The organism is Shewanella hafniensis (genome assembly GCF_019655335.1).
Taxonomy (GTDB): domain Bacteria; phylum Pseudomonadota; class Gammaproteobacteria; order Enterobacterales; family Shewanellaceae; genus Shewanella; species Shewanella hafniensis.
Genome location: NZ_BPFD01000015.1, coordinates 1 through 23,305, shown reverse-complemented (window position 1 = coordinate 23,305; position 23,305 = coordinate 1). Strand labels below are relative to the sequence as shown.

Genomic DNA, 23,305 nt, shown 5'->3' with positions numbered 1-23,305 from the left:
TGCCCACGTTACTCCGCCAATTGGGCGGAAGTTGTAAGCCGAAGTCAGTGCTCGAAGGGGTACTAAAAGGCAATTTTGTGTTGTTTGCAAATGCAGGCAGCATGTGAGACAGAAAATTAACTTTGGGTTTTTGTAATAATGAAGACTTTTACTGCTACACCAGAAACCGTAACTCGTGACTGGTTCGTCGTTGATGCAGACGGCAAAACTTTAGGTCGTATCGCTACTGAAATCGCTATCCGTTTACGCGGTAAGCATAAGCCAGAATACACTCCACACGTTGATACCGGTGATTACATCATCGTTGTTAATGCTGAAAAAGTGACTGTTACTGGTAACAAAGCGAAAGGCAAAACGTACTACTCGCATTCAGGCTTCCCTGGTGGCATTAAGCAAATCAGCTTTGAAAAGCTGCAAGCGCAAAAGCCAGAAATGATCATCGAGAAAGCAGTTAAGGGTATGTTACCAAAAGGTCCTCTGGGCCGTGCCATGTTCCGTAAACTAAAAGTTTACGCTGGCGCAGAACATAACCACACTGCACAACAACCTCAAGTTCTTGATATCTAAACGGGATTAAGCAAATGGCTGCAACTCAGTACTACGGCACTGGCCGTCGCAAAACCTCTACAGCTCGCGTTTTCGCTAAAGCAGGTAGTGGCAACATCGTTGTAAATCAACGTCCTTTGGATCAGTATTTTGGTCGTGAAACTGCTCGTATGGTTGTTCGTCAACCTTTAGAGTTAGTTGAAATGACTGACAAGCTGGACATCTATGTAACTGTTAAAGGCGGTGGTATCACTGGCCAAGCAGGCGCAATCCGTCACGGTATTACCCGTGCTCTGATGCAATTAGATGAAGCATTGCGTCCATCACTACGTTCTGCTGGTTTCGTTACCCGTGACGCTCGTAAAGTTGAGCGTAAGAAAGTGGGTCTACGTAAAGCACGTCGTAAGCCACAATTCTCTAAGCGTTAATTCGTTTTTGGAATATCAAAAAACCCAGCCTATGCTGGGTTTTTTATTGGCTAAAATTTTCGATACTGACGAATGCATTTAAATAAGAGACTCTGTTGTTGAAGTGAGCTGATATACACTAAATTGCATTGAGTGATTGAGTTTGAGGTGCGCATGACTTTTCAAGTTTTTATGCTGGCAGTGGCACTTGTATTGCTTTTAGAGGGAGTCGGACCCTTACTCTTTCCGAACAAGTGGCGTCGTTATTTAAATGAACTCTCCCATCAAAATCAGCAGGTTATCCAGCGACTCGGTGGCGCATTAGTCACAGCTGGAGTGGTGGTTTTGGTGATTTTTGCGTAAAAAACACCCTGCTTGCCCTTACTGACTAAGATCTGTTAAAATTCTTTTTTAACCGCAACCTTGCAGCAAATAATGGGCAAAAACGTAGTTGTTCTCGGCACCCAATGGGGTGACGAAGGAAAAGGTAAGATTGTCGACCTTCTAACAGAACAGGCAAAATATGTAGTTCGCTATCAAGGCGGCCACAATGCTGGTCATACCTTGGTTATCGACGGTGAAAAAACCGTTCTTCATCTGATCCCATCAGGTATCTTGCGCGATAATGTGAAATGCATTATTGGCAATGGTGTGGTGCTTGCACCTGACGCCCTGATGAAAGAGATCAACATGCTGAAAGATCGTGGTGTTCCTGTTGAGGAACGTCTGTTGATCTCTGAAGCGTGTCCGCTGATCCTACCCTTCCATTGCGCCTTAGATATCGCCCGTGAAAAAGCACGTGGCAATAAAGCTATTGGTACAACTGGCCGTGGTATCGGACCTGCGTATGAAGACAAGATCTCCCGTCGCGGTCTGCGAGTAGGCGATCTGTTCAATGCGCAGCTGTTTGCTGAAAAGCTGAAAGAAGTTATGAAATACCATAACTTTATGCTGACAGAGTACTATCAAGTCGAAGCGGTTGATTACGAGCAAACGCTAGCAGATGCTTTGGCTATGGCCGACTATCTGAAGAGCATGTGTGTTGATGTGACTGAACTATTGGATACTGCGCGTAAAGCCGGTGAACCAATTCTGTTCGAAGGCGCTCAAGGTACATTACTCGACATCGACCACGGAACATACCCATTTGTAACCTCTTCAAATACCACTGCCGGTGGTGTTGCGACGGGCAGCGGTTTTGGTCCACGTCATTTAGACTATGTCTTAGGTATCATGAAGGCTTACACCACTCGTGTGGGTGCAGGTCCATTCCCTACTGAACTGTTATGTGAAGTTGGTGATCATTTAGGTACTAAAGGTCATGAGTTTGGTGCGACAACGGGTCGTAAGCGTCGTCCAGGTTGGTTGGATGCTGTGGCAATGCGCCGCGCGGTTCAAATCAACAGTGTTAGCGGCTTCTGCTTGACTAAGTTAGATGTACTTGATGGTCTGAAAGAAGTGAAGATTTGTGTGGGTTATCAGAATCCTGATGGCACTATCTCTAAAGTGACCCCGCTTGCGGCTGAAGGTTATGAACTGGTTACGCCGGTTTATGAAACTATGCCAGGTTGGAGCGAGTCGACTTTTGGCGCGACATCAATTGAGCAACTGCCACCGGCAGCGATCAATTATATCAAGCGTCTTGAAGAGTTATTAGAAACACCAATCGACATTATCTCTACGGGTCCTGACCGTAACGAAACCATGATTTTGGTTAATCCGTTCAATTAAGACCTGTTAAGGCCGTGTTTCACGGCCTTTTCTCTACTTCTTTATGCCTTTCTCTATTTCCTTCTGCGGTTAGATGTTTAGCTCAAGAATTCAGCTCAAGCTCAAGAAATAGGTTATACTGCCGATGCAAGTATTCACCCTATTGTCATTGAGAGTCGTTATGCTACGTACAGCACTAGTTGCGCTACTGCCCTTAGTATCTTCAATGTGCTTTGCCCAAACGCAGGCGGTGGATATTTATAGCCAAGACCAATTGCTTGATTTGATCCGTAGCGATCAATATTTAGCGAAAGTGAAACGTGATGATTGCCAGTTAGTTCAAGACATTGAGGCGCGAGCCCAAGTCTTAAAACAGCCTTTATATCAATTCCTTTGGGGCGAAATGCTCAATAATGGAACCTGTGTAAAGGCTAACCCTGTGAAGGGTATTGCTTTGTTACGTGACTCGGCCGAACAAGGTAGCTCAGAAGCGATGTTAAAGCTTGCCGAGTATTATCAGAGTGGGAAATTTGTCATCCGCAATAAAGACAGAGCAGTGCATTATTTACTGCCTGCTGCTGCAAGTGGTGATTTATCCGCTCGTATGATGTTAGTGCGTTTATTCGGTGAAGGTTATGGTAGTCCTAGGGATTACGAGATGGCCTATCACTGGTTATATAACGATGTATTTGCGGACGAGGCGACGAAGAAAAAAGCCTTGTCTTTACTGCAGGTGTTAGCAGCTAAAATGCCCCCCAGTGCAGTGGCGCGGGCTCAGCAAGAACAGTTGCGAACCCGTTAAGTAGTCTCTTCTAGAGACACATTATTTGGATATTGAATGATCAAAGACCCTCATTTTGAGCGTGAACAGGATAAGTACGAAAACCCTATCCCAAGCCGTGAGTATATTATCGATTACTTACGTTCTCAGAAATCACCTATCACTCGTGACAGTATTGCTGCGGCGTTAAACATCCAAGAGGAAGAACAACTTGAGGCCCTGCGCCGTCGCCTACGTGCGATGGAACGCGATGGCGAACTTGTGTTCACCCGTGGGCTGAGCTATGGCTTGCCCGAGAAAATGGATCTTATCCCCGGCACAGTGCTCGGACACAGAGAAGGCTTCGGCTTTTTCAAACCCGATGAAGGCGGTGATGACTTATTTATTTCGAACCGCGACATGCTGATGTATTTCCACGGTGATAAAGTGCTGGCGCAAAAAGCAGGCACAGATCGTCGTGGTCGTCGCGAAGCACGTTTGGTGCGTTTGATCCAGCCGCGCAGTGCTGCAATTGTTGGCCGTTATCATGTTGATAGCGGTATGGCATTTGTCATTGCCGATGATAAGCGTATAACCCAAGAAATCTTAGTCGCGAATGAAGACCGCAACGGCGCCCGTCAAGGCGATGTGGTTGTGGTTGAGTTAACGCGTCGCCCAGGTCGTTTTGTTAAGGCCGCGGGTAAAGTGACTGAAGTGCTTGGTAAGCAAATGGCGCCGGGGATGGAAATCGAAATCGCCCTGCGTAACTATGACTTACCCCATACTTGGTCACCAGTGATCGAGAAGAAACTGCGCCGAATTCCCGATGAAGTAACCGACGCCGATAAAGTCGGCCGTGTAGATTTACGTCATCTGCCATTAGTGACTATCGACGGTGAAGACGCTCGCGATTTTGACGATGCCGTGTATGCGGAGAAAAAAGCCGGTGGCGGCTGGCGTTTATGGGTTGCGATTGCGGACGTCAGTTATTATGTTCGCACCGATTCAGCCTTAGATACTGAAGCGCGTGCCCGTGGTAACTCAGTGTATTTCCCATCACAAGTGATCCCTATGCTGCCGGAGAAAATCTCCAATGGCCTATGTTCGCTTAATCCTCACGTCGACCGTTTATGTATGGTCGCCGAGATGACTGTGTCTGCCAAAGGCAAGTTGTCGGGTTATAAGTTTTATCCGGCTGTGATGTATTCCCATGCCCGTTTTACTTATACCCAAGTGGCGGATATGTTAGAAGGCGGCCCAATTGCGCCTGAGCATGAAGCCTTGTTCCCGCATCTACAGTGTTTACAGTCATTGTATTTAGCGCTAGATGAGCAAAGAGCAGAGCGTGGTGCGATTGCGTTTGAAACCATGGAAACGCAGTTCATTTTCAATGAGCAGCGCAAGATTGATAAAATCGTACCGCGTGGCCGTAATCAAGCCCATAAAATCATTGAAGAATGCATGATTTTAGCTAACGTTTCTGCAGCTAAGTTTGTGAAGAAACACAAAGGCGAAGTCTTGTATCGTGTGCATGAAGCGCCATCCGAGCAAAAATTGGCGAACTTTAAAGAGTTCCTTGCTGAGCGTGGCTTGACTATGACTGGTGGTCTTGAGCCAACGCCGTCCGATTATCAGAACGTTATGCTGCAAATTGCTGACCGTCCCGATGCTGAACTTATCCAAGTGATGTTGCTGCGCTCTATGCGTCAGGCCATTTACACTCCGGATAACGAAGGTCATTTCGGTCTAGCCTTAGAAGAATATGCGCATTTTACCTCGCCCATTCGCCGTTATCCGGATCTAGTGTTACATAGAGTGATCCGATATTTACTGGCGAAGGAAAGAGGCGAAGCCACAGAAAAGTGGACGCAGGATGGTGGCTATCACTATCAACTCGATGAGCTCGACCAATTGGGCGAAGAGTGTTCGACCACAGAACGTCGTGCCGATGAAGCGACTCGCGATGTTAGCGATTGGCTCAAGTGCGAGTTTATGCAAGATCACGTCGGTGATACCTTTGAAGCTGTGATTGCCTCAGTGACGAGCTTTGGTTTGTTTGTGCGCTTAAATGAACTGTTTATCGATGGCTTAGTGCATATCTCAAGTCTAGGTAGCGATTACTACCAATTCGACCCTATGCGTCAACGCCTTATCGGTGAGCATACAGGCCAAGTCTATCAAGTGGGCGATCCTGTGACGGTTAAGGTCGCTGCAGTTAACTTAGATGACAGACAGATTGATTTAGTCATGCTGGGTGATGACGGCAAAGGTGGTAAGCGTAAAGCATCTGCCAGCCGTGATAAGCCGATGACTGCCCGTGAGCGTGTTAATCGCGAAGGTGCTAAGCAAGGCAAAGCGGGTAAAACCGCAACCCCTAGCGCTAAGGCTGAAGCTGGCAAAGCCAAACCTAAGGCTAAAGCGGGCAATAAAGCGAAAAAAACAGCAGTAAAAGATCCGGCTAAAAAGCCAAAAGCCGCTAAGCGGAGTACGAGAAAGAAATAAATGAAAAAACAAGATATTATTTTTGGGATCCACGCAGTTGAAGCCCTGTTAAAACACAGCCCTGAGCGCATTATCGAGTTATGGCTGTTACAAGGCCGTGACGATGAGCGCTTAACTGTGCTGGCCAATCAGGCCAAAGCTTTTGGCACGACGATTCAGGTCGCTTCTCGTAAAGCCTTGGATGACAAAGCGGAAAGCAGCCAACATCAAGGTATAGTCGCGCGCGTTAAAGCGGCGAAAGTGTTGAATGAGCAAGATTTAGATGTGCTGCTTGCTAACACTGAGCAAGCATTTCTGCTGATTTTGGATGGCGTGACGGATCCCCATAACTTAGGCGCTTGCCTACGTAATGCTGATGCGGCTGGCGTACAAGGTATTATCGTGCCTAAAGACAATTCAGTTGGCTTAACGGCGACTGTGAGTAAAGTGGCATGTGGCGCTGCGGAAACAGTGCCTTTATTCCAAGTGACTAATCTTGCGCGCACTATGCGTCACCTGCAGGATAAAGGTGTGTGGATAGTAGGCACCGCGGGCGAGGCAGATTGCGAGCTTTATCAAGCCGATCTTAAAGGGCCATTAGCGATTGCCATGGGCGCGGAAGATAAAGGTTTACGCCGTTTAAGCCGTGAGTCTTGCGATTCACTGATCTCTATCCCTATGGCGGGTAGTGTGTCGAGCTTGAACGTATCGGTTGCGACCGGTATTTGCTTATTTGAAGCTTTGCGTCAGCGCCGCAGTTAATACGCTCACTCTTGCCTGATTTCGCACATGCGGTCAGGCTTGCAGTAACGATTTGTTGCAGTAACTATTTGTTTTAGTCAGCACTTGCAGTAATAAAAAGACCGATTAACTTTAAACAGTTAATCGGTCTTTTTATTGGTCTTTTTATATCAGTGCTTTGTCTAGGTTAACCGGATGGCTATCGGCTTCATCCGTTTGAACGGCTTCAGGCTCTGCTTGCTCGATATCGAAACTGAAGGCGAGTTGCTCCTCATCACTGTCATTTGCGTCGATAATATCGTCATCGACACCATCAGCCCCTAAATCATATTCCGCTTCATCTAGGTTAGCACCGGGCGTCATATGTTCTTGAATCGATTCGACATCAACTCGTGGGTCCAGCGCTGCCGCCAGTGGTGAAGAGACTAAGTCGCCCGTCGCCATTATGTAGTCTTGGGTGACATTAGTTTCGGCTTTTTGTTGTGCATGTACATAACGTAGCCGCACAAACAAGATTAAGGTACAGGCAGACATAAAGCCATATAGCATGCTGTTACCAAACCATTGCATTAACGTTGAGGCGATCAGTGGACCGATACTGGCTCCTAAGCCGAAGGTCAATAAGATAGTGGCGGATAAGCCGACTCGCTCATTCTGTTCGACTCGCGAGTTCGCCAGTGCTGTAGCAAGGGGATAGAAGGTGAAGCCCAAAATACCGAAGAGGAAAGTCATCACCAGCGAAATCACCGGATGATAGGGTGTTAAGGCGATGGCTAAAGCTAAAATGCCAAGCAATATGCAGTTAATACGAATCAGGCGACTGCGCGACATAATGTCGGACAGTTTCCCCATAGGCCATTGCGCCAGTAATCCCGCTAAAATCGTTGCCGTCATATAAGTAGCAACTTTTTCAGGCGGTAAACCTAAGTTACTCGCATAGGCGGGTGCGAGACCATAAAACGAACCCACTATCATGCTACCAATTGCGATGGTTGTGAGTGCCTGCGGCGCTTTTTTCCAGTAATGGACAATTTTGAGTGGGGCAGGAACCAAAGGCGCTGGGTGAAGGCGACGCGTGAGTGAAATAGGTACGATACAGAGTGAGAAACAAATCGCGATAAGCAGTAACGGTTCTAGACCTAATTCGGGGAAGATACTAATCGCGCCTTGGCCTAAGATCAAGCCGAAGTAAGATACGATCATATAGCTCGCGAACACTGTACCCCTTTGGTTACTTTCGGCCTGTTCGTTAAGCCAACTTTCGAGCACCATGTATTGGCACATCATGCCCATACCGACAACGAGCCTGAGGAGCAGCCAAACTGCTAGTTCATCAACGAGTGCATGACCCAATGCAGATGCGGCGACTATGCCAGCACTGGCAACAAAGGCGCGGATATGGCCCACTTGGGCAATAAGTCTATGACCAATCTTAGAGCCCGCCACTAGGCCAACATAATAGGCCGACATCATGCCGCCTATCCATATCTGTGGCACGTTCATCACCGAGAGCCTGAGCCCAAGGTAAGTGGTGAGCAAACCGCCGGCCAGTACCATTAACAAGGTGGTGCTATATAAAGAGGCGAAAGTGCGCAGCGGATTAGTCATATACAACTCCGAAAACACAAACAAGATTGATAATAAACCGTGAGTATATCAGGGGTTGGTGTTTATGTTGTGTTGCAAATTGTTGGTAAATCTTGATTAATTGCGCATTTTTGCTCAAAAAATTCTTAGATTATGCTGAAATAACTTGGGCGAGGGCGGAGGAGCTTTAACGTCGCCGCCAGCCAAAGATGACTTTGGCGACGTGTACTTGCTTGTATTGCTAAGGATTATCTAAAGCGGTTATCTAAAGGTATAAAGCAGGTTGAAGGTGGTGATGGTATCTGTCTGTTGGCTACCCTCTGGTACCACTTCAGTGTATTTGATGTTCATGCCGATTTTAAACGCCCAATCTTGGAACACCAGATTCTTGTAGTTCATGTCTAAGGTGAGGGTATTGTTGTTCTCGCCGACTTCCGCAGTTAAATCTGCATTGAGACTGCTGTATTCCTGCAGTTTTTGAGAAAACTTTGCAGCGGTACGCAAAATGACGTCTTTCTCAGCATCAGGATTGGGAATATCCACAGATTCTGCCGGTAAGTTATATCGGTAACCGGGGCCGATTTCAAGACTGAGTTTGGTCTTGTAGCTGCTGATGGCATTAAAACCGTAACCACTAGAAATAGTTGAGATTTGCGTGTAACTACCGAATTGATCCCAAGTAAAATCACCGCGTCCGAAGATGTAGCCTTTGGTCAGTTTATAGTTCGACTGGAGTTGGAGTTCGTATTTTTCTGAAGTTGTCTTGCTTTTTTCTGAGGCAAAGTAGGCTTTGAGCGTGGCTTCTTGCTTGGTTTGCTGGGTGTCGTAAATCAGTTGGGTTCGACCGTTAAAACTGCTGGACTCGGTATTGCCTGTATTCAGTTGCAAACCCGCTTCGATTTCTGCGGTAAAATCGCTGGGCGGTTCCTGGTAATCCGGTGGAACAAGCGCAAGCGCAGGAAATGAAAGGGAAAATAAAAAAATTGGCGCAATAACTTTTAGCATTATGTTTATTCTTGGTTAGCCGATGTCTGATGTCCGAATGTAGATGAAGCGCCATCATACCTGTATTGATTGGCGAGGCAAAGTTATTGCTTGAGTTTCTGGCTTGCTTTCTGTACTATCTCGCGCTCAAATCAGTCACTATTTTTCGTTCCTTGCCTCCATTTGGTTTGACTGAGCCAATACCGAGGCTACATAACCGTAAGGAGCAATAAATGCGTCATTACGAAATCGTATTTATGGTTCACCCAGATCAAAGTGAACAAGTACCAGGTATGATTGAGCGTTACACAGGTGTTATCACCGAAGCTAACGGCACAATCCACCGTTTAGAAGATTGGGGCCGTCGTCAACTGGCTTACCCAATCCTTGACCTGCATAAAGCTCACTACGTTCTGATGAACGTTGAAGCTAAAGCAGAGACGATCGAAGAGCTAGAAACAGCTTTCCGTTTCAACGACGCAGTTCTGCGTAACATGGTAATGCGTACTAAAGTTGCCGTTACTGAAGCATCTCCAATGGCTAAAGCTAGAGATGAGCGCGATTCACGTCGTGGCCCAGCTGGCGAACGCTCATACGATGAAGCTCACGCTGAAGAAATCGCTGAGTAAGGTAATCTGTGACCACCAATAACTTGGTGTTGTCAGGAACGATAACTCGTTCAAGACGCTTTAAAAGCCCAGCGGGTATTGCACACAGTGTGATTATGTTGGAACACAAATCGCAGCGTTATGAAGCAGATATGCTCCGCAACGTCTACGTACAAATTCAAGTGATATTGAGTGGCCCACGCTTTGAAAGCGTCGCAGAAGATCTGAAAGCAGGTGTGGAAGTACAAGTGCAAGGCTTTATGACGCTTCAACAGGGGCGCAATGGTCAGAACCGCTTAGTGATCCATGCCGAAAATGTCGAATTGAAAACTTAGGAGACTGTCAACATGGCACGTTATTTCCGTCGTCGCAAGTTCTGCCGTTTCACCGCTGAAGGTGTTGCAGAAATTGATTACAAAGATATCGTTACTTTAAAGAACTACATCACTGAAAGCGGCAAGATTGTTCCTAGCCGTATCACTGGTACTAGTGCTAAATATCAGCGCCAACTAGCTCGCGCTATCAAGCGTGCTCGTTATCTTTCTCTACTGCCATATACTGATTTACATCAGTAATTGCAGTATTCCTAATCGAATATAGAGGATTTGATAATGAACGTTATTCTGCTTGATAAAATCGCTAACCTAGGCAACTTGGGTGACCAAGTAACAGTTAAGGCTGGTTACGCACGTAACTTCCTTTTGCCACAAGGTAAAGCTGTTGTTGCTAACGAAAGCAACGTTAAAGTATTTGAAGCTCGTCGCGCTGAATTAGAAGCTAAATTAGCTGCTGAATTAGCTGCTGCTAACCTACGTGCTGAGAAAATCACTGCACTGGAAGTGGTTGTAATCGCTTCTAAAGCGGGTGATGAAGGCAAACTGTTTGGTTCAGTTGGCAACCGTGACATCGCTGATGCAGTGACTGCTGCTGGTGTTGAGCTGGCTAAATCAGAAGTTCGTTTACCATTAGGCGCTCTGCGTACTACTGGCGACTTCGAAGTTGAAGTTCAGTTACACACTGAAGTTAAAGCTGTTGTTAAAGTATCTGTGGTTGCAGAAGCTTAATTACGACTCGCTTTAAATATAAAAAGACACCGCCTCGGCGGTGTTTTTTTATGGCTGAAATTTAGGATTTGAGTGTATTTAGGTTTGGATATCGGCTCTGCGATGGATTTAATACGATTGGTATAATTGCTAGGTGATATACGCCTACTCATTCAATCTCATCATCCCAAAGTGTATTCGCTGCTAAAATACGAGCCCAAATAAAAGCCGCTTACTGCAGAACAGTGAGCGGCTTTTGGTTTAGAGCAACGGATTTAGCTCAAGGTATTAATTTCTCACTAAATCCAGTTCTTGGATTAGGTTATCGGCATGGTCGACTTCGTCCATCATCCACAGGATATAGCGGATATCCACGTGTACTGCGCGGGTGATGGTTGGGTTGAAGAACCAATCTTTAGTGATCGCCTCGTAGGTGGAGTCGAAGTTAAGACCTACTAACTCACCTTTACCGTTGAAGACGGGTGAGCCGGAGTTGCCGCCTGTGGTGTCAACGCTCGATAAGAAGTTAACCGGTACAGAGTTAAATTCTTCGGGTTTGTCTAAGCAAGAGAAGAGTCTGCAAATCCAGCCGCGAGGATCTTGATAAACCGACTTCACTAAATGATTGCCAAAACGTTGTTCGCTAATCGCATCGAGGAGTTTTTTCGGCGCATTATAGGGCTCAACGCCTGTGTGTTTTGCGACTATGCCATCAAGACGAGTAAACGGCTGTTTATAGAGTGCATCACGTGATTGATAACCATCAACCATGCCATAGCTGATCCGTAGCGTACCGTTGGCGTCAGGGTAGACTGGCCAGTTGTTTGCTTTGTAGTATTCGATCACGGCCGCCATATAATCAGGGCGAGCACTAGACAGCTTGCCGTCTAAGATTTTTTCTGACTTTTCCTGTGCCATATTGGTGTCGTAAAGTACTACGGCTAAACGAATAAAGGGATCTGCACTGGTTTCGAAAGCGCTAGCATCGGCATTCATCCACGCGAGGCGCTTAGCTTGGTCTGTGAGCGTAGTGAGTGAGTACAAACCATCGAGTTTGGCTGCGAGATCGGCATCTTTCGTGTTCACATTTAGCATCTCATCGAGCGCTGCCACGCGATTCGACTGACCTAGGTAAGCATTTAAATCCTGTAACCACAATGTCCTATCGACTTTGACATCGAAACTCGAATCGATCCGTTTAAGGCGCGAGCTCAGCATAGCAATATCACGTTCTTGGTAGCCTTGCTCACGCTCGGCATCGGGTTTTTGTTTTTCTTTAGCAAGACGGTAGAGGCTGTTTGCTGCGGTTAACAATGTGCTAGATTGGGCATTGGTAAAGTAGTAATTGCTTTGGAACGCTTGTTGCTGCTCGGCAAGTAACACTTCTAACTCAGCAATGAGGTTTTGATTTAGCTTAGGGTTTTGTTTAAGCCAAGCTAAAAAATTATCCTCACGACTTTGTTTAATGCCCACGATATCCGTAGCTTTAAAACCGGCAAGTAGACCGTTGAGTTTTTTCATCCGGTTGGCCATTGATGCCATATTGCCAGCGTACTTAATGGCGATGTCGGCATCTTTCTGTCCCATAGCCTCGATAGTATCAATTTGTAATTGATAGCGTTTAGCTTGGGTGGGATACAGCCAGTCGCTGGCAAACTTAAGCTCACTAGTGAGGTTATAGCGACTGGTTGAGCCTGGATAACCTGCGACAAACACGCCGTCACCGGCTTTCACGCCATCGGCGTTGATTTTAAGGTAACTCTTTGGCTTGTAAGGAATGTTATCGTCGCTATACGCGGCGGGTTTGCCATCTTTTCCTACGTAAGCTCGCAGGAAGGCAAAATCACCCGAGTGGCGTGGATATTCATAGTTATCGATATCGCCGCCGTAGGCACCGACACTTTCTGGTGGTGCATAGACTAAGCGTACATCGCGGATCATCAATTGTTTGATTAAGTAATATTCTAAGCCGTTATGGAAACTGCGGACATTACAGCGATAGTTAGCATCGGCTTCACAGCTTTTGATCAGTTCTTTGCTGTGATTTTGAATGTCTTCGTAACGGCTCAGCGGATCTTGGCTTAGGCCTTGATTGATTTGGGCAGTGACATCGGTTACTGCCTCTGTGATGTATAAACGTTCGTTAGGACCGGCAGAGGGTTCCTTGTCCATTGATGTCGCTAAAAAGCCTTGTTCGAGATAGTTATGTTCTTTCTTGGTGTTATATTGTATCGCCTTGAAGGCACAATGGTGGTTTGTCACAACTAGCCCTTGGGGGGAGACAAAACTGGCGGTACAATAGCCCAGCCCTACCACGGCGTTCATTGGATAACTTGTCAGATCGGCCAGTTTTTCGGCAGGAATATCGATTCCGCGTTCACTGAGTTTGTCTGCAATTGAAGGCATTTGATAAGGTTGCCATTGTCCTTCGTCGGCAGTTGCTATGCCGGATGTCAGTACTAAGGCCGCAACCAATGCAATACGCATGTTCTTTCCTTATTGATTGTTAGAGTGTCCGTTGGAATGAAATAACAGGCGAGTGTAAACATCCTGTTTGCTTGACGCGGGTTTTATATCATATTTTGTTAAGTTGTTGGAAATCGGGAGCGTTAATGTCACAACAAGGTGCTTTTAAGCCTAAAAGTAAGCCAAGAGATTTGCAGCTTGATGGACTCAAGCTGCCACCGCATTCTATTGAGGCTGAACAATCGGTATTAGGCGGCTTGATGTTAGATGCCGAAGCGTGGGACAGGGTAGCTGAGGCCGTCGTAAAAGATGACTTTTACTCCCGTTCACACAAGATGATCTTCTCTGCCATGCACAGATTGGTCGATTTGGGGCAGCCGATCGATTTGATCACGGTTTCTGAACAGCTCGAAGTTGAAAATCAATTAGAAGATGCCGGTGGTTTTGCCTATTTAGGTGAAATTGCCAAAAATACTCCCAGTGCGGGCAACATTTTATCCTACGCTGAAATCGTCCGTGAACGTGCCGTCGTTCGTGACATGATCCGCGTCGCGCACGAAATTGCCGATGCGGGTTACAACCCAGAAGGCCGCGACTCGGGTGAATTACTCGACCTTGCTGAGAGTAAAGTCTTTAAGATCGCTGAGATGCGAACCAATGCCAACGAAGGTCCCGAAGGAATTAAAACCATTCTAGAAAAAACCGTCGATAAGATTGAGCAGCTTTACAATAACCCCCACAACGGTGTGACTGGGGTGTCGAGCGGCTTTAACGATCTGGATAAGATGACCGCTGGCTTCCAGTCCGGTGACTTGATTATCGTTGCGGCGCGTCCTTCTATGGGTAAAACCACTTTTGCGATGAACTTGTGCGAACAAGCCGCAATGAATGAAGACAAACCTGTGCTTATTTTCAGTCTCGAGATGCCGTCAGAACAGATCATGATGCGTATGTTGGCCTCCTTGGGCCGCGTTGATCAAACCAAAATCCGTACCGGTCAGCTCGATGATGAGGATTGGGCGCGGGTTTCATCGACCATGGGTATCATGCTCGAGCAAGGCAAAATGTATATCGATGATGGTTCGGGCTTAACCCCGACAGAAGTTCGTAGCCGCGCGCGTCGTATCGCCCGTGAATACGGCGGTCTGTCGATGATCATGATAGATTACCTGCAGTTAATGCAGGTGCCCGCCTTGAAAGATAACCGTACCTTAGAGATTTCTGAGATTTCACGCTCGCTCAAGGCATTAGCTAAAGAGTTGGAAATTCCGATTATTGCTCTATCACAGCTTAACCGCTCGCTCGAGCAAAGGGCTGATAAACGCCCGGTAAACTCGGATTTGCGTGAATCGGGCGCTATCGAGCAAGATGCGGATCTCATCATGTTTATTTATCGCGATGAAGTGTATAACAACGATTCTCAAGATAAAGGTACGGCTGAAATCATTATCGGTAAGCAACGTAACGGCCCGATTGGTCGAGTGCGACTCACCTTCCAAGGGCAATTTTCGCGCTTCGATAATTATGCCGGACCTCAGTTTGAAGAAGACTAAATTGACGTTTGAAATAGTCGGTTTGTGTTTGCGGAAGATGAGCTGTGTTGATGTATTTTTTATCTCCGTGACTTTTTATTTCCTGAGTAAGCAAGGTAAATTTTGAACCCTTTTCCCCGTGCAGAAATTAGCAGTAGTGCACTGCAAACCAATCTCGCTGCGTTGCGTCAACAGGCCCCAGCGAGTCGCGTGATGGCCGTCGTTAAAGCCAACGGCTATGGTCATGGATTATTGAATGTCGCCCATTGTTTAGTCAGTGCCGATGGCTTTGGCTTAGCCCGATTAGATGAAGCCTTAGAATTACGAGCGGGCGGCGTGACAGCGCGTTTGTTATTGCTGGAAGGTTTTTTCCGCGCCACCGATTTACCTTTGCTCGTCGGGCATGATATCGACACTGTGGTCCACCATAGTTCTCAGCTGGAGATGTTGGAGCAAACTGTATTGTCTAAGCCTGTGACTGTTTGGCTGAAAGTGGATTCAGGCATGCACCGCTTAGGCTTTACGCCTGAGCAATTTTCAACGGTTTACGCAAGGTTAATGGCCTGCCCCAATGTGGCAAAACCGATTCATTTAATGACGCATTTTGCCTGTGCAGATGAGCCTGATAATAGTTATACCTCAGTACAGATGGCGGCTTTTAATAGCTTAACGGCTGGCTTGCCCGGATTTAGAACCTTAGCCAACTCCGCGGGTGCCTTGTATTGGCCGCAAAGCCAAGGCGATTGGATCCGTCCGGGAATCGCCCTCTATGGTGTCTCACCCGTCACGGGGGATTGCGGTGCGAATCACGGACTCGTACCTGCGATGGAACTGGTATCACAGTTGATTGCGGTGCGGGATCATAAAGCCAATCAGCCAGTGGGTTATGGTTGTTTTTGGACCGCGAAGCAAGATACTCGTTTAGGTGTCGTCGCAATTGGTTATGGTGATGGTTATCCCCGTAATGCACCGGAAGGTACACCTGTGTGGGTCAATGGTCGCCGTGTTCCTATTGTTGGCCGCGTCTCTATGGACATGTTGACGGTCGATTTAGGCCAAGATGCGCAGGACAAGGTTGGCGATAGCGCTTTGTTGTGGGGTAAAGCATTACCCGTAGAAGAAGTCGCTGAGCATATTGGTACTATCGCTTATGAATTAGTCACTAAGCTCACTCCAAGAGTCGCGGTTTGTTTGGCTTAGTTGAGCTTTATAACTTTATCTCGTGATGTTACCTCCATGAGTTCGACTCACGGGTTTAGTCTTCTCCTAGGTATGGTTTCGTCGACCTAGTCTCGTGAAATAAATCGCCTTGGCTTAAGCGAGTTAAGCTCAAAATGCAGCATTATAAAAACGGTGTCTTAAACACCGTTTTTTTATTTGTGGTAATCCTAGAATAAAGTTCCGTGATAAATCACTAGCATTATTCTTGCATTGGCTGACAGCAGTGAATAAAACCCTGTTACCTGCTAGTCCTTAGTTTGTTATTTGTTGAACGAGTAGGGCTTAGATAAGCGAATTTCACTTAAGTATTCATGTGTTGGCAGGGTGACTCGATATGTTTACGGATAGAGCCGTGCGAGTTGAACAGGTCTTAGACACAAATGAGAAAGTAGATAAACAGTAGCGGCATATTCAGATGATGTTAAACCAGCCGTTCTGATCTTTGTTATCTGACTTTAAATAAGCGAATGAAACATAAGAACCAGAGCGACAGGAGCGTTAATGTCATTTGAGCCATCTTGGCTTAGTACATTATAAGTTATTAGTTTTCAAAACATATTTCGATATAAGCAGTCCCATGTGGGCTGGTAAATGGCATAATAATCTTAGTGCCATTGGCTTTATGGGAAATGGTGTGGCCTTTTCCTGACACGACCATAGGGGTGGCCATTTCAAATTCATAGCCTTTTTGACCCAATAGATTTTTTGCGCCACCAGTCACCATATTGGTAATTTCACCCACTAAGTCAGTCACTTCCTCGTTAATTTTACCCGGGTTTTCGCCCAGCATATTCTGCATTATCTGCAAAACTAGCTTTTGTTCGAAGGTAATCGATAGTGATCCTTTTGTTTGAGGGCCAACGAGTCCAATAAGGCCTGACACATCCCCCTTTGCTAAGTTATCTGATTTGATTTGAGGTTTGCCCGGCGTCAAATCCATACTCGCCATAGTTGAGATGACATTGAGCAGAGATTGGAGGAAAGGATTAATAAAATTAACGTTCATGCCTAAGTTTGTCCTCTTTTGAGCCTAAACCATGGAGTAATGGCATGGCTTAAGGCTATTAGAAAAGTTGCTTATTGACAGCAATCTTGATCACACTCTTCAGCTTAGATGACACAAATGGAAATGTGAGGTTAATTTCACTATTTTCTTGTTATTTAGCGTAAAGAGCTTTCCATGAAAATGCTTAAAACGATACTGCAACAGCACATTTTTACATGATATCCACTCAGGTTAGAAGATGAGTTTCAATCTAAAGGTTGATAGTGCTGGTTACTATACTGCAAATTTAGGATCACGGTCATTTCAGTAGACGTTTAAAGTTTTAATGTTAAATTTCTTTATTTACAAATAATTATGAAATTTTAACCATAAATTTAGCTCAAATGATGCCTGTAGCATTTAACGATGATAAAAGCTGAAACTGTGATTTACATTAAACTTGAATGTAAATGATAATAATTATTGATCACACAAATGATTTTACATATATTAGCGGGCGATTAACAGGTGGGGGACATCTGTTACAGGGTTTAGTCCGCAACAGGAATGCTTTTAATGAAATTTGCAAAACGCCGCAATGGTCGAGTCGCACTCGGTGCCCACGTTTTAGGTTCGTTAACTATAGGTATGGCTGTATCAGCTACCCCTGCAATAGCAGCGGAGCAGGCACAAGTTGCTGGTAAGAAAGTCGAACATATTGAGGTTAACGGCGAATATTTGGGTTACAACACGCGCAAAGTTCAGTCTGGTAAATTTACTGATGATCTGCTCAATAGCGCTAAAACTGTCACTGTGATTAACCAAGATTTGATCAAAGACATCGGGGCACAAAGTTTTACCGATGCTCTGCGGGCAACCCCAGGTATTACACTTGGTACGGGTGAAGGTGGTAATCCCTATGGTGACAGACCGTTTATTCGTGGTTATGACGCTCAATCTTCGACGTTTATTAATGGTATGCGAGATGTGGGTTCCCAGAGCCGTGAGACTTTTAACATCGAACAAATCGAGGTGCTGAAGGGGCCTAGTTCAGTTTATAACGGCCGTGGTGCTGTTGGCGGCAGCATCAATATTGTGACGAAAAAAGCCCAAGCAGAAGATTTTATTAATGCGGATGTGGCGATTGGTACTGATTCCTTAAAACGCGCGAGTCTTGACGTTAACCATGTAATTGCTGATGAAGCTGCGGTGCGGGTGAACTTAATGGCACACGATGCCAATACACCGGGTCGTGATGAAGTCTCTGGTAATCGCTGGGGCATTGCACCCTCAGTGACCTTTGGTTTGACGACACCCACTAAGGTGACGTTGGAATACTATCATTTTGAAAACCATGACATACCTGATTATGGGATCCCCTATGATCAAGCAACTGGTGAGCCTGCCGATGTCGATCCTAATAATTTTTATGGCTTATTGTCGCGGGATTTTCGCGATAATAATGACGACACAGCTTCAGTGCTGATAAGCCATGACTTCAACAATGACATGCAATTTACCTCGACCTCAGTGTATAGCCGTAATACCAATTATTACATTGTGACCAACCCCGATGACACGACAGGCAATGTCGCCAATGGTTATGTCTGGCGTAATACTAAATCGCGCCACTCAGTGACTAAAACGCTCGCAACCCAATTACAGTTGGCGGGTGAGGCTAAACTGGCTGGATTCACCAACCGTTTTGCGATTGGTACTGAGTTTAGCAACGAGCGCACCAGCAACTTAAGTTATACGGTCGATACGGGGAATGGTCGTAATGCGGGTTGTAATGATGCACTGCTGGCTAATTACAATTGTACTTTGCTATCTAACCCTAACCCTCACGATCCTTGGGTCGGCAGCATAACACTAGGGACTGATGCTACTGTAACCGAAACAGACACTCGCTCAGTTTATGCTTTCAATACCATAGAGTTGAATGAATCTTGGATGATTAACGGTGGCGTACGCTGGGATGATTACAGCACTGCTGCACAGAACTCGACCTCATCACTATCCAATGACGATGATTTTTTAAACTACCAGCTATCAGTGCTGTATAAACCTGCGGTTAATGGCAGTATCTATGCGGCGTGGGGCACATCTTCGAATCCGCCAGGAACATCTAATGGTGATGGTTCAGATCGTCTTGGTAGTAACAATGAAGATTTAAAACCTGAAGATACTGAAAGTTACGAGCTAGGTACTAAGTGGGATCTCTTTAGTGGCCGTTTATCGCTAAATGGTTCAGTATTCCAAATCGAGAAAAACAACGCTCGCGTTGCAACTTCTGCTGATCGCAATTCACCGCAAGAAAACGTCGGTGAGCAGAAAGTGAAGGGCTTCGAAATTGGTTTTTCAGGTGATATCACTGAGCATTGGCATGGATTTGGTGGATACACCTATCTTGATGCTAGTCTAGAAAGTAATGGATTTAATGCCGCTTTCGATGGCAATCGTTTCCCTAATACGGCCAAAAATAGCATTAGTTTATTTACGACTTATGACATTACTGAGCAGTTAAATGTCGGAACTGGCGCCTACTATATGGGTCAGGTTTATGGTAATACCGCCAATACCTTATCGATTCCTTCATACTGGCGTTTTGATGTGGTTTCATCTTACAAGATGAATGACTTTCTGACGTTGCGCTTGAATGTGCAAAACCTAACGGACGAGCGTTATTACGATAAAGCCTATACCGCGCATTTTGCTAACATGGCGCCTGGACGTTTGGTCATGTTAAGTGCTGATATGCATTTTTAATGTTAGGCATTAGCTAATGTTACGGCAGCCTTCGGGCTGCCTTTTATGTTTTATAAACGCTATAAGTCATATTGTATTTTTGCCCTATGGAACCCTGAGATGCTGATTGAAATTCCTAATGTTTTCTCAAAACAAGAAGTGAGTCACTTACGCGAACAGTTAGATGCCCGCCGCTGGATAGACGGTAATCAAACCTCTGGCGCAATGGCGACAACCCGTAAACGGAATCAACAGTTAGACAAAGACGATCCCGTGGCTATTCGCATTGGTGAGCTGATTATGGAACGCTTACTGGCCCATCCATTATTTGTATCGGCGGCCTTGCCATTACAGTTTTATCCTCCCTTATTTAACCGTTATCAAGGCGGAGAAACTTTTGGTTATCATATTGATAATGCAATTCGCTCGACAAACGAGGGTATGGTGCGTACCGATCTTTCTGCGACATTGTTTCTCAGTGAACCAGAAAGCTATCAGGGCGGCGAATTAGTAATCCAAGATACCTATGGTCAGCAAAGTATTAAGCTTGCTGCCGGCTCATTAGTCTTGTATCCCTCGACGAGTTTGCATCAGGTAACTCCTGTGACCTCGGGAGAGCGTACCGCTGCCTTTATGTGGTTGCAAAGTATGGTGCGTGATGAAGGTCAGCGTCGTTTGCTATTTCAACTTGATCAATCGATTCAATCTTTGACAGCACAAACCACGGCAGAACAAGAGTTGTTTAATTTGACGGGGATTTACCATAACTTACTCAGGCGTTGGAGCGAGCTATAGTTTTGGCTCAGAGACAGGCTTCAATTCCAGCTCAAACTCCCCAAAGTGGTCAGTTTAGGATATAATCCGCTAGCTCTGAGGGGGCAATAAAACAGTAAACGTTAACTCGTTTACTGTTTTTCCATTTTTAAGCTTAAGGTTTATTGGTAATCTGCGGCTTAAATTAAGGTTCTTTACCCTTCTAAGCGATAACGTACTGGCAAATTTTAATTACTTGAGACGATAGTAACGTGTTGAAAAATAATCTTAATGATGGCCTACTGCTCGACCGCACCTTTTCCATTGCGCCCATGCTGGATAGGTAAGATTTTAATTTAACCATTTGATTTATATAAGGTGGTTAAAAGTGTGGTTCACTATAGGATCACCGATTTTAAAAAAGCTGTTTCATGGTTCCCCGCTGGTGATATGATTGCCCAATAAACATTGAGGTGATCTATGGATAGAAAATCTTTAATAATACTCGCGCTGATATTAACGAGCGGTCCTACTTTTTCGGTTAATGCCGAAGTCTATAAATGTGCTGATGGAAAGTATCAGGCCGATCCCTGTGATGAAAACAGTCAGCCAGTTGATTTAAGTGGCGTCGGTAGCTTTATTAAAAGCAGTGACAGCATTTCTCAATCAAGCGTTGGTTCAAACGCGACTTCTGATAAGAAAAAAGAAATCAGTACCTATATCGAAAAACAACGTGTTGCCCGAGAGATCACTCGGCTTGAGGCTGACCGCAAGCGGGTTATTGCGGCGCGTGACCAGCGCTTACGTAATCTGCGCGAAAGTCGGCAGTATGCGAATAACAACTTAGCCGGTGCAACGTGGCAGCAAAGCTTAGCTCAGGAACAAGTCGCTGCAGCCCAAGAGGCCGACACGCTGGTGTCATCTATCGATCGGCAAATAGAGCAATTGCAAAAAGACCTTGAACGTCGTTAAGCAGCGTCTACTTTTTAGCAGATTGAATCTAAGTAAGTCGTAAATATCATTACGATATTAAAGTGATAATCCTTTAACTGAATCAGAGACGAGTCTTGCATCAGCCACCATATCATCGATTACGGTACTTATCTCAATAGCTTGATTCTCTCCATAGGATGTTTTTTCAAGTGCGGCTTGGATATAAGAGTCAATACTTTGGGTTATGTTTGAATTTTTCGTTATTACGGTAGCGATCTCTGCAGTGGAATGTGATGTGCGAGAAGCCAATTGTCTGACTTCATCAGCGACGACGGCAAAACCTCGACCTTGTTCTCCTGCTCTTGCGGCCTCAATCGCAGCATTAAGCGCAAGTAAATTGGTTTGGTCTGCTATGGCACTTATCGTTGAAATAATGGCGTTAACATTTTTTGCTTGCTCGTTCAATTGAGTTATCAAAGTACCAATATCCTCTACTGAATGATTAATAGCTTTTGAATTAGATAGCAAAATTTCAACACTATCTTTCCCCTTTGCAGCAGAGTTGACGGTCTGTTGTGCTGCTTGGTAAGAAATAAGAGCCGCTTCTTTTACTCTCATTGATTTTTCAACTCTATCAGTAATGTCACTAGCAAGTTTTATTATTTTTACTACTTCACCAGCGTGATTATAGATAGGATTATAAGTTGCCTCTAGCCATATGATACGGCCGTATTTATCAAAGCGCTTAAATAACCCCTTTTGAATATGTCCAGTTGCTAGGTCTCGCCAGAAATGAGGAGTTTCTCGGTAAAAAGTATCATCGCAGAATTGCCTGTGATGTTTCCCTAAAACCTCATTAAGTGAATAACCAAAGCAGTTTAAAAAGTTAGTATTAGCATCGAGAACTGTCCCGTCAGGACTGAAATCAATGACAGCCAATGATTTATCCATGGCATTTAATAATGCTTGATTCCTTTCTAACTCGATTTGTTCAGCTGTTACATCTGAAGCCACTTTTGCAATGAACTCAACCTTTCCACCGTTCATGATGGGAAAGTATGTCGCAGCTAACCAGACTGCATTGCCTTTTTTATTTTTTCGAATAAAACGTGCGCTTGTTGGAGTACCATTCGCAAGTGAATGCCATAGCTGGCGGTACTCAGGTTTTTCAACATCTTCAGGGAAGCACAGTAAGCTATGGTGTTTGTTTATGATTTCGCTTAGCTCGTAGCCAAGGGTTTGTAAAAGTATCTTATTTGCGAAGATCACATGTCCTGATGGTGTAAATTCAATGTATGGCACTGTCAGCTTTAGTGATTCTCTAAAAGCATTTGCTGAAGCCGATTGTGTCGTTAAATCTGAGACAGTTTTTGTAAAATGACTTTTAGAAACAAACATTGATAGCTCCAAACCATAAAGTGTCCATCTACTTTTAGTGCATAGTGCAAACAGAATCAAGTGATGGTAATTAAAAAATATGCTGTTAATACTAACGTTTAGGTTGTTTTATTAGTCAATAACTTAACGGTAATTTACATGCAAGGAAATAGAATTTTATTTATACGTACAAAGTATTTTATTGGTTCAATTAATCATCCAATATTCGATTAAATTTACAATCCAGTTTTAAAAATAAATGTGTTATGTGAAGCCAAATTGGATACCGTTCAAGGCGGTGTTTTTCAAGATAGTTGTCACTCTTTGTTTAAATATTAAGCTGCATTTATTACGCCTTCTTCTGGTGCCTTATCTGGGTTGAGTGTTACAGCGCCAACCGCTTCACAATTTCTGATCTCTGTA

The 23,305-nt window shown here is 45.1% G+C and carries 21 protein-coding genes; 16 read left to right on the top strand and 5 right to left on the bottom strand.

Annotation, left to right across the window (positions count from 1 at the left end):
• Positions 1-138: 138 nt before the first annotated feature.
• The 7 genes from rplM to rlmB all read left to right on the top strand — a co-directional run bounded on the left by rplM (position 139) and on the right by rlmB (position 6,666).
• A complete protein-coding gene (gene rplM, locus K5Q99_RS06700) occupies positions 139-567 on the top strand; it encodes a 50S ribosomal protein L13 (RefSeq protein WP_012088240.1) in 429 nt (142 codons plus the stop codon).
• Positions 568-581: 14 nt separating this feature from the next.
• The gene (gene rpsI, locus K5Q99_RS06695; RefSeq protein WP_006083052.1) at positions 582-974 is read left to right on the top strand and encodes a 30S ribosomal protein S9; all 393 of its coding nucleotides are present in this window, start codon (positions 582-584) and stop codon (positions 972-974) included.
• Positions 975-1,127: 153 nt separating this feature from the next.
• The gene (locus K5Q99_RS06690; RefSeq protein WP_220776413.1) at positions 1,128-1,316 is read left to right on the top strand and encodes a DUF2065 domain-containing protein; all 189 of its coding nucleotides are present in this window, start codon (positions 1,128-1,130) and stop codon (positions 1,314-1,316) included.
• Positions 1,317-1,388: 72 nt separating this feature from the next.
• Positions 1,389-2,684, top strand: coding sequence for an adenylosuccinate synthase (locus K5Q99_RS06685; protein ID WP_106649428.1), 1,296 nt, complete (start codon positions 1,389-1,391; stop codon positions 2,682-2,684).
• Between the two features lie 124 nt (positions 2,685-2,808).
• Complete coding sequence (gene motX / locus K5Q99_RS06680; protein ID WP_220776412.1) at positions 2,809-3,465, top strand: tetratricopeptide repeat protein; 657 nt, start codon at positions 2,809-2,811, stop codon at positions 3,463-3,465.
• A 36-nt stretch (positions 3,466-3,501) separates the two neighbouring features.
• On the top strand, positions 3,502-5,925 hold the full coding sequence (gene rnr, locus K5Q99_RS06675) for a ribonuclease R (protein WP_220776411.1): 2,424 nt from the start codon (positions 3,502-3,504) through the stop codon (positions 5,923-5,925).
• Positions 5,926-6,666 carry a 23S rRNA (guanosine(2251)-2'-O)-methyltransferase RlmB gene (gene rlmB / locus K5Q99_RS06670; protein ID WP_220776410.1) on the top strand — a complete coding sequence of 247 codons (741 nt, stop codon included), beginning with the start codon at positions 5,926-5,928 and terminating at the stop codon, positions 6,664-6,666.
• A gap of 144 nt (positions 6,667-6,810) precedes the next feature.
• Here the strand turns inward: rlmB and K5Q99_RS06665 are convergent, their stop codons facing one another.
• Together K5Q99_RS06665 and K5Q99_RS06660 are read right to left on the bottom strand one after the other, a co-directional pair.
• Positions 6,811-8,253 carry an MFS transporter gene (locus K5Q99_RS06665; RefSeq protein WP_220776409.1) on the bottom strand — a complete coding sequence of 481 codons (1,443 nt, stop codon included), beginning with the start codon at positions 8,251-8,253 and terminating at the stop codon, positions 6,811-6,813.
• Positions 8,254-8,493: 240 nt separating this feature from the next.
• Positions 8,494-9,237 (bottom strand): DUF481 domain-containing protein, encoded by a 744-nt coding sequence (locus K5Q99_RS06660; RefSeq protein WP_012088245.1) that lies wholly within the window; start codon positions 9,235-9,237, stop codon positions 8,494-8,496.
• Positions 9,238-9,449: 212 nt separating this feature from the next.
• Between K5Q99_RS06660 and rpsF the strand changes: the two genes are divergently transcribed.
• Genes rpsF through rplI form a run of 4 tightly spaced genes read left to right on the top strand, consistent with a single transcriptional unit; the run spans position 9,450 to position 10,888 of the window.
• Entirely contained in the window at positions 9,450-9,845 is a 396-nt protein-coding gene (rpsF, locus tag K5Q99_RS06655; RefSeq protein WP_006083044.1) for a 30S ribosomal protein S6, read from the top strand.
• Between the two features lie 8 nt (positions 9,846-9,853).
• Positions 9,854-10,159 carry a primosomal replication protein N gene (priB, locus tag K5Q99_RS06650; protein ID WP_006083043.1) on the top strand — a complete coding sequence of 102 codons (306 nt, stop codon included), beginning with the start codon at positions 9,854-9,856 and terminating at the stop codon, positions 10,157-10,159.
• 12 nt (positions 10,160-10,171) lie between these two features.
• Positions 10,172-10,399, top strand: a complete 228-nt coding sequence (gene rpsR, locus K5Q99_RS06645) for a 30S ribosomal protein S18 (protein ID WP_006083042.1) — start codon at positions 10,172-10,174, stop codon at positions 10,397-10,399.
• Between the two features lie 36 nt (positions 10,400-10,435).
• On the top strand, positions 10,436-10,888 hold the full coding sequence (gene rplI, locus K5Q99_RS06640; RefSeq protein ID WP_220776408.1) for a 50S ribosomal protein L9: 453 nt from the start codon (positions 10,436-10,438) through the stop codon (positions 10,886-10,888).
• Positions 10,889-11,155: 267 nt separating this feature from the next.
• Here the strand turns inward: rplI and K5Q99_RS06635 are convergent, their stop codons facing one another.
• Positions 11,156-13,354 carry a S46 family peptidase gene (locus K5Q99_RS06635; RefSeq protein WP_220776407.1) on the bottom strand — a complete coding sequence of 733 codons (2,199 nt, stop codon included), beginning with the start codon at positions 13,352-13,354 and terminating at the stop codon, positions 11,156-11,158.
• A gap of 125 nt (positions 13,355-13,479) precedes the next feature.
• On the opposite strand from K5Q99_RS06635, the gene dnaB reads away from it, so the two are divergent.
• Together dnaB and alr are read left to right on the top strand one after the other, a co-directional pair.
• Positions 13,480-14,886 carry a replicative DNA helicase gene (gene dnaB / locus K5Q99_RS06630; protein WP_106649436.1) on the top strand — a complete coding sequence of 469 codons (1,407 nt, stop codon included), beginning with the start codon at positions 13,480-13,482 and terminating at the stop codon, positions 14,884-14,886.
• 102 nt (positions 14,887-14,988) lie between these two features.
• Entirely contained in the window at positions 14,989-16,065 is a 1,077-nt protein-coding gene (gene alr, locus K5Q99_RS06625) for an alanine racemase (RefSeq protein ID WP_107946544.1), read from the top strand.
• A 562-nt stretch (positions 16,066-16,627) separates the two neighbouring features.
• Here the strand turns inward: alr and K5Q99_RS06620 are convergent.
• The gene (locus K5Q99_RS06620; protein WP_006083037.1) at positions 16,628-17,092 is read right to left on the bottom strand and encodes a chemotaxis protein CheX; all 465 of its coding nucleotides are present in this window, start codon (positions 17,090-17,092) and stop codon (positions 16,628-16,630) included.
• Positions 17,093-17,647: 555 nt separating this feature from the next.
• On the opposite strand from K5Q99_RS06620, the gene K5Q99_RS06615 reads away from it, so the two are divergent.
• From K5Q99_RS06615 to K5Q99_RS06605, 3 genes are all read left to right on the top strand, one after another.
• Positions 17,648-19,840 carry a TonB-dependent receptor gene (locus K5Q99_RS06615; RefSeq protein ID WP_220776406.1) on the top strand — a complete coding sequence of 731 codons (2,193 nt, stop codon included), beginning with the start codon at positions 17,648-17,650 and terminating at the stop codon, positions 19,838-19,840.
• Between the two features lie 99 nt (positions 19,841-19,939).
• Positions 19,940-20,614: a Fe2+-dependent dioxygenase gene (locus K5Q99_RS06610; protein WP_220591984.1), complete on the top strand. Its 675-nt coding sequence runs from the start codon at positions 19,940-19,942 to the stop codon at positions 20,612-20,614.
• A gap of 438 nt (positions 20,615-21,052) precedes the next feature.
• Positions 21,053-21,544 (top strand): hypothetical protein, encoded by a 492-nt coding sequence (locus tag K5Q99_RS06605; protein WP_220776405.1) that lies wholly within the window; start codon positions 21,053-21,055, stop codon positions 21,542-21,544.
• 57 nt (positions 21,545-21,601) lie between these two features.
• Here the strand turns inward: K5Q99_RS06605 and K5Q99_RS22705 are convergent, their stop codons facing one another.
• On the bottom strand, positions 21,602-22,903 hold the full coding sequence (locus tag K5Q99_RS22705; protein ID WP_220776404.1) for a methyl-accepting chemotaxis protein: 1,302 nt from the start codon (positions 22,901-22,903) through the stop codon (positions 21,602-21,604).
• Positions 22,904-23,305: the final 402 nt, after the last annotated feature.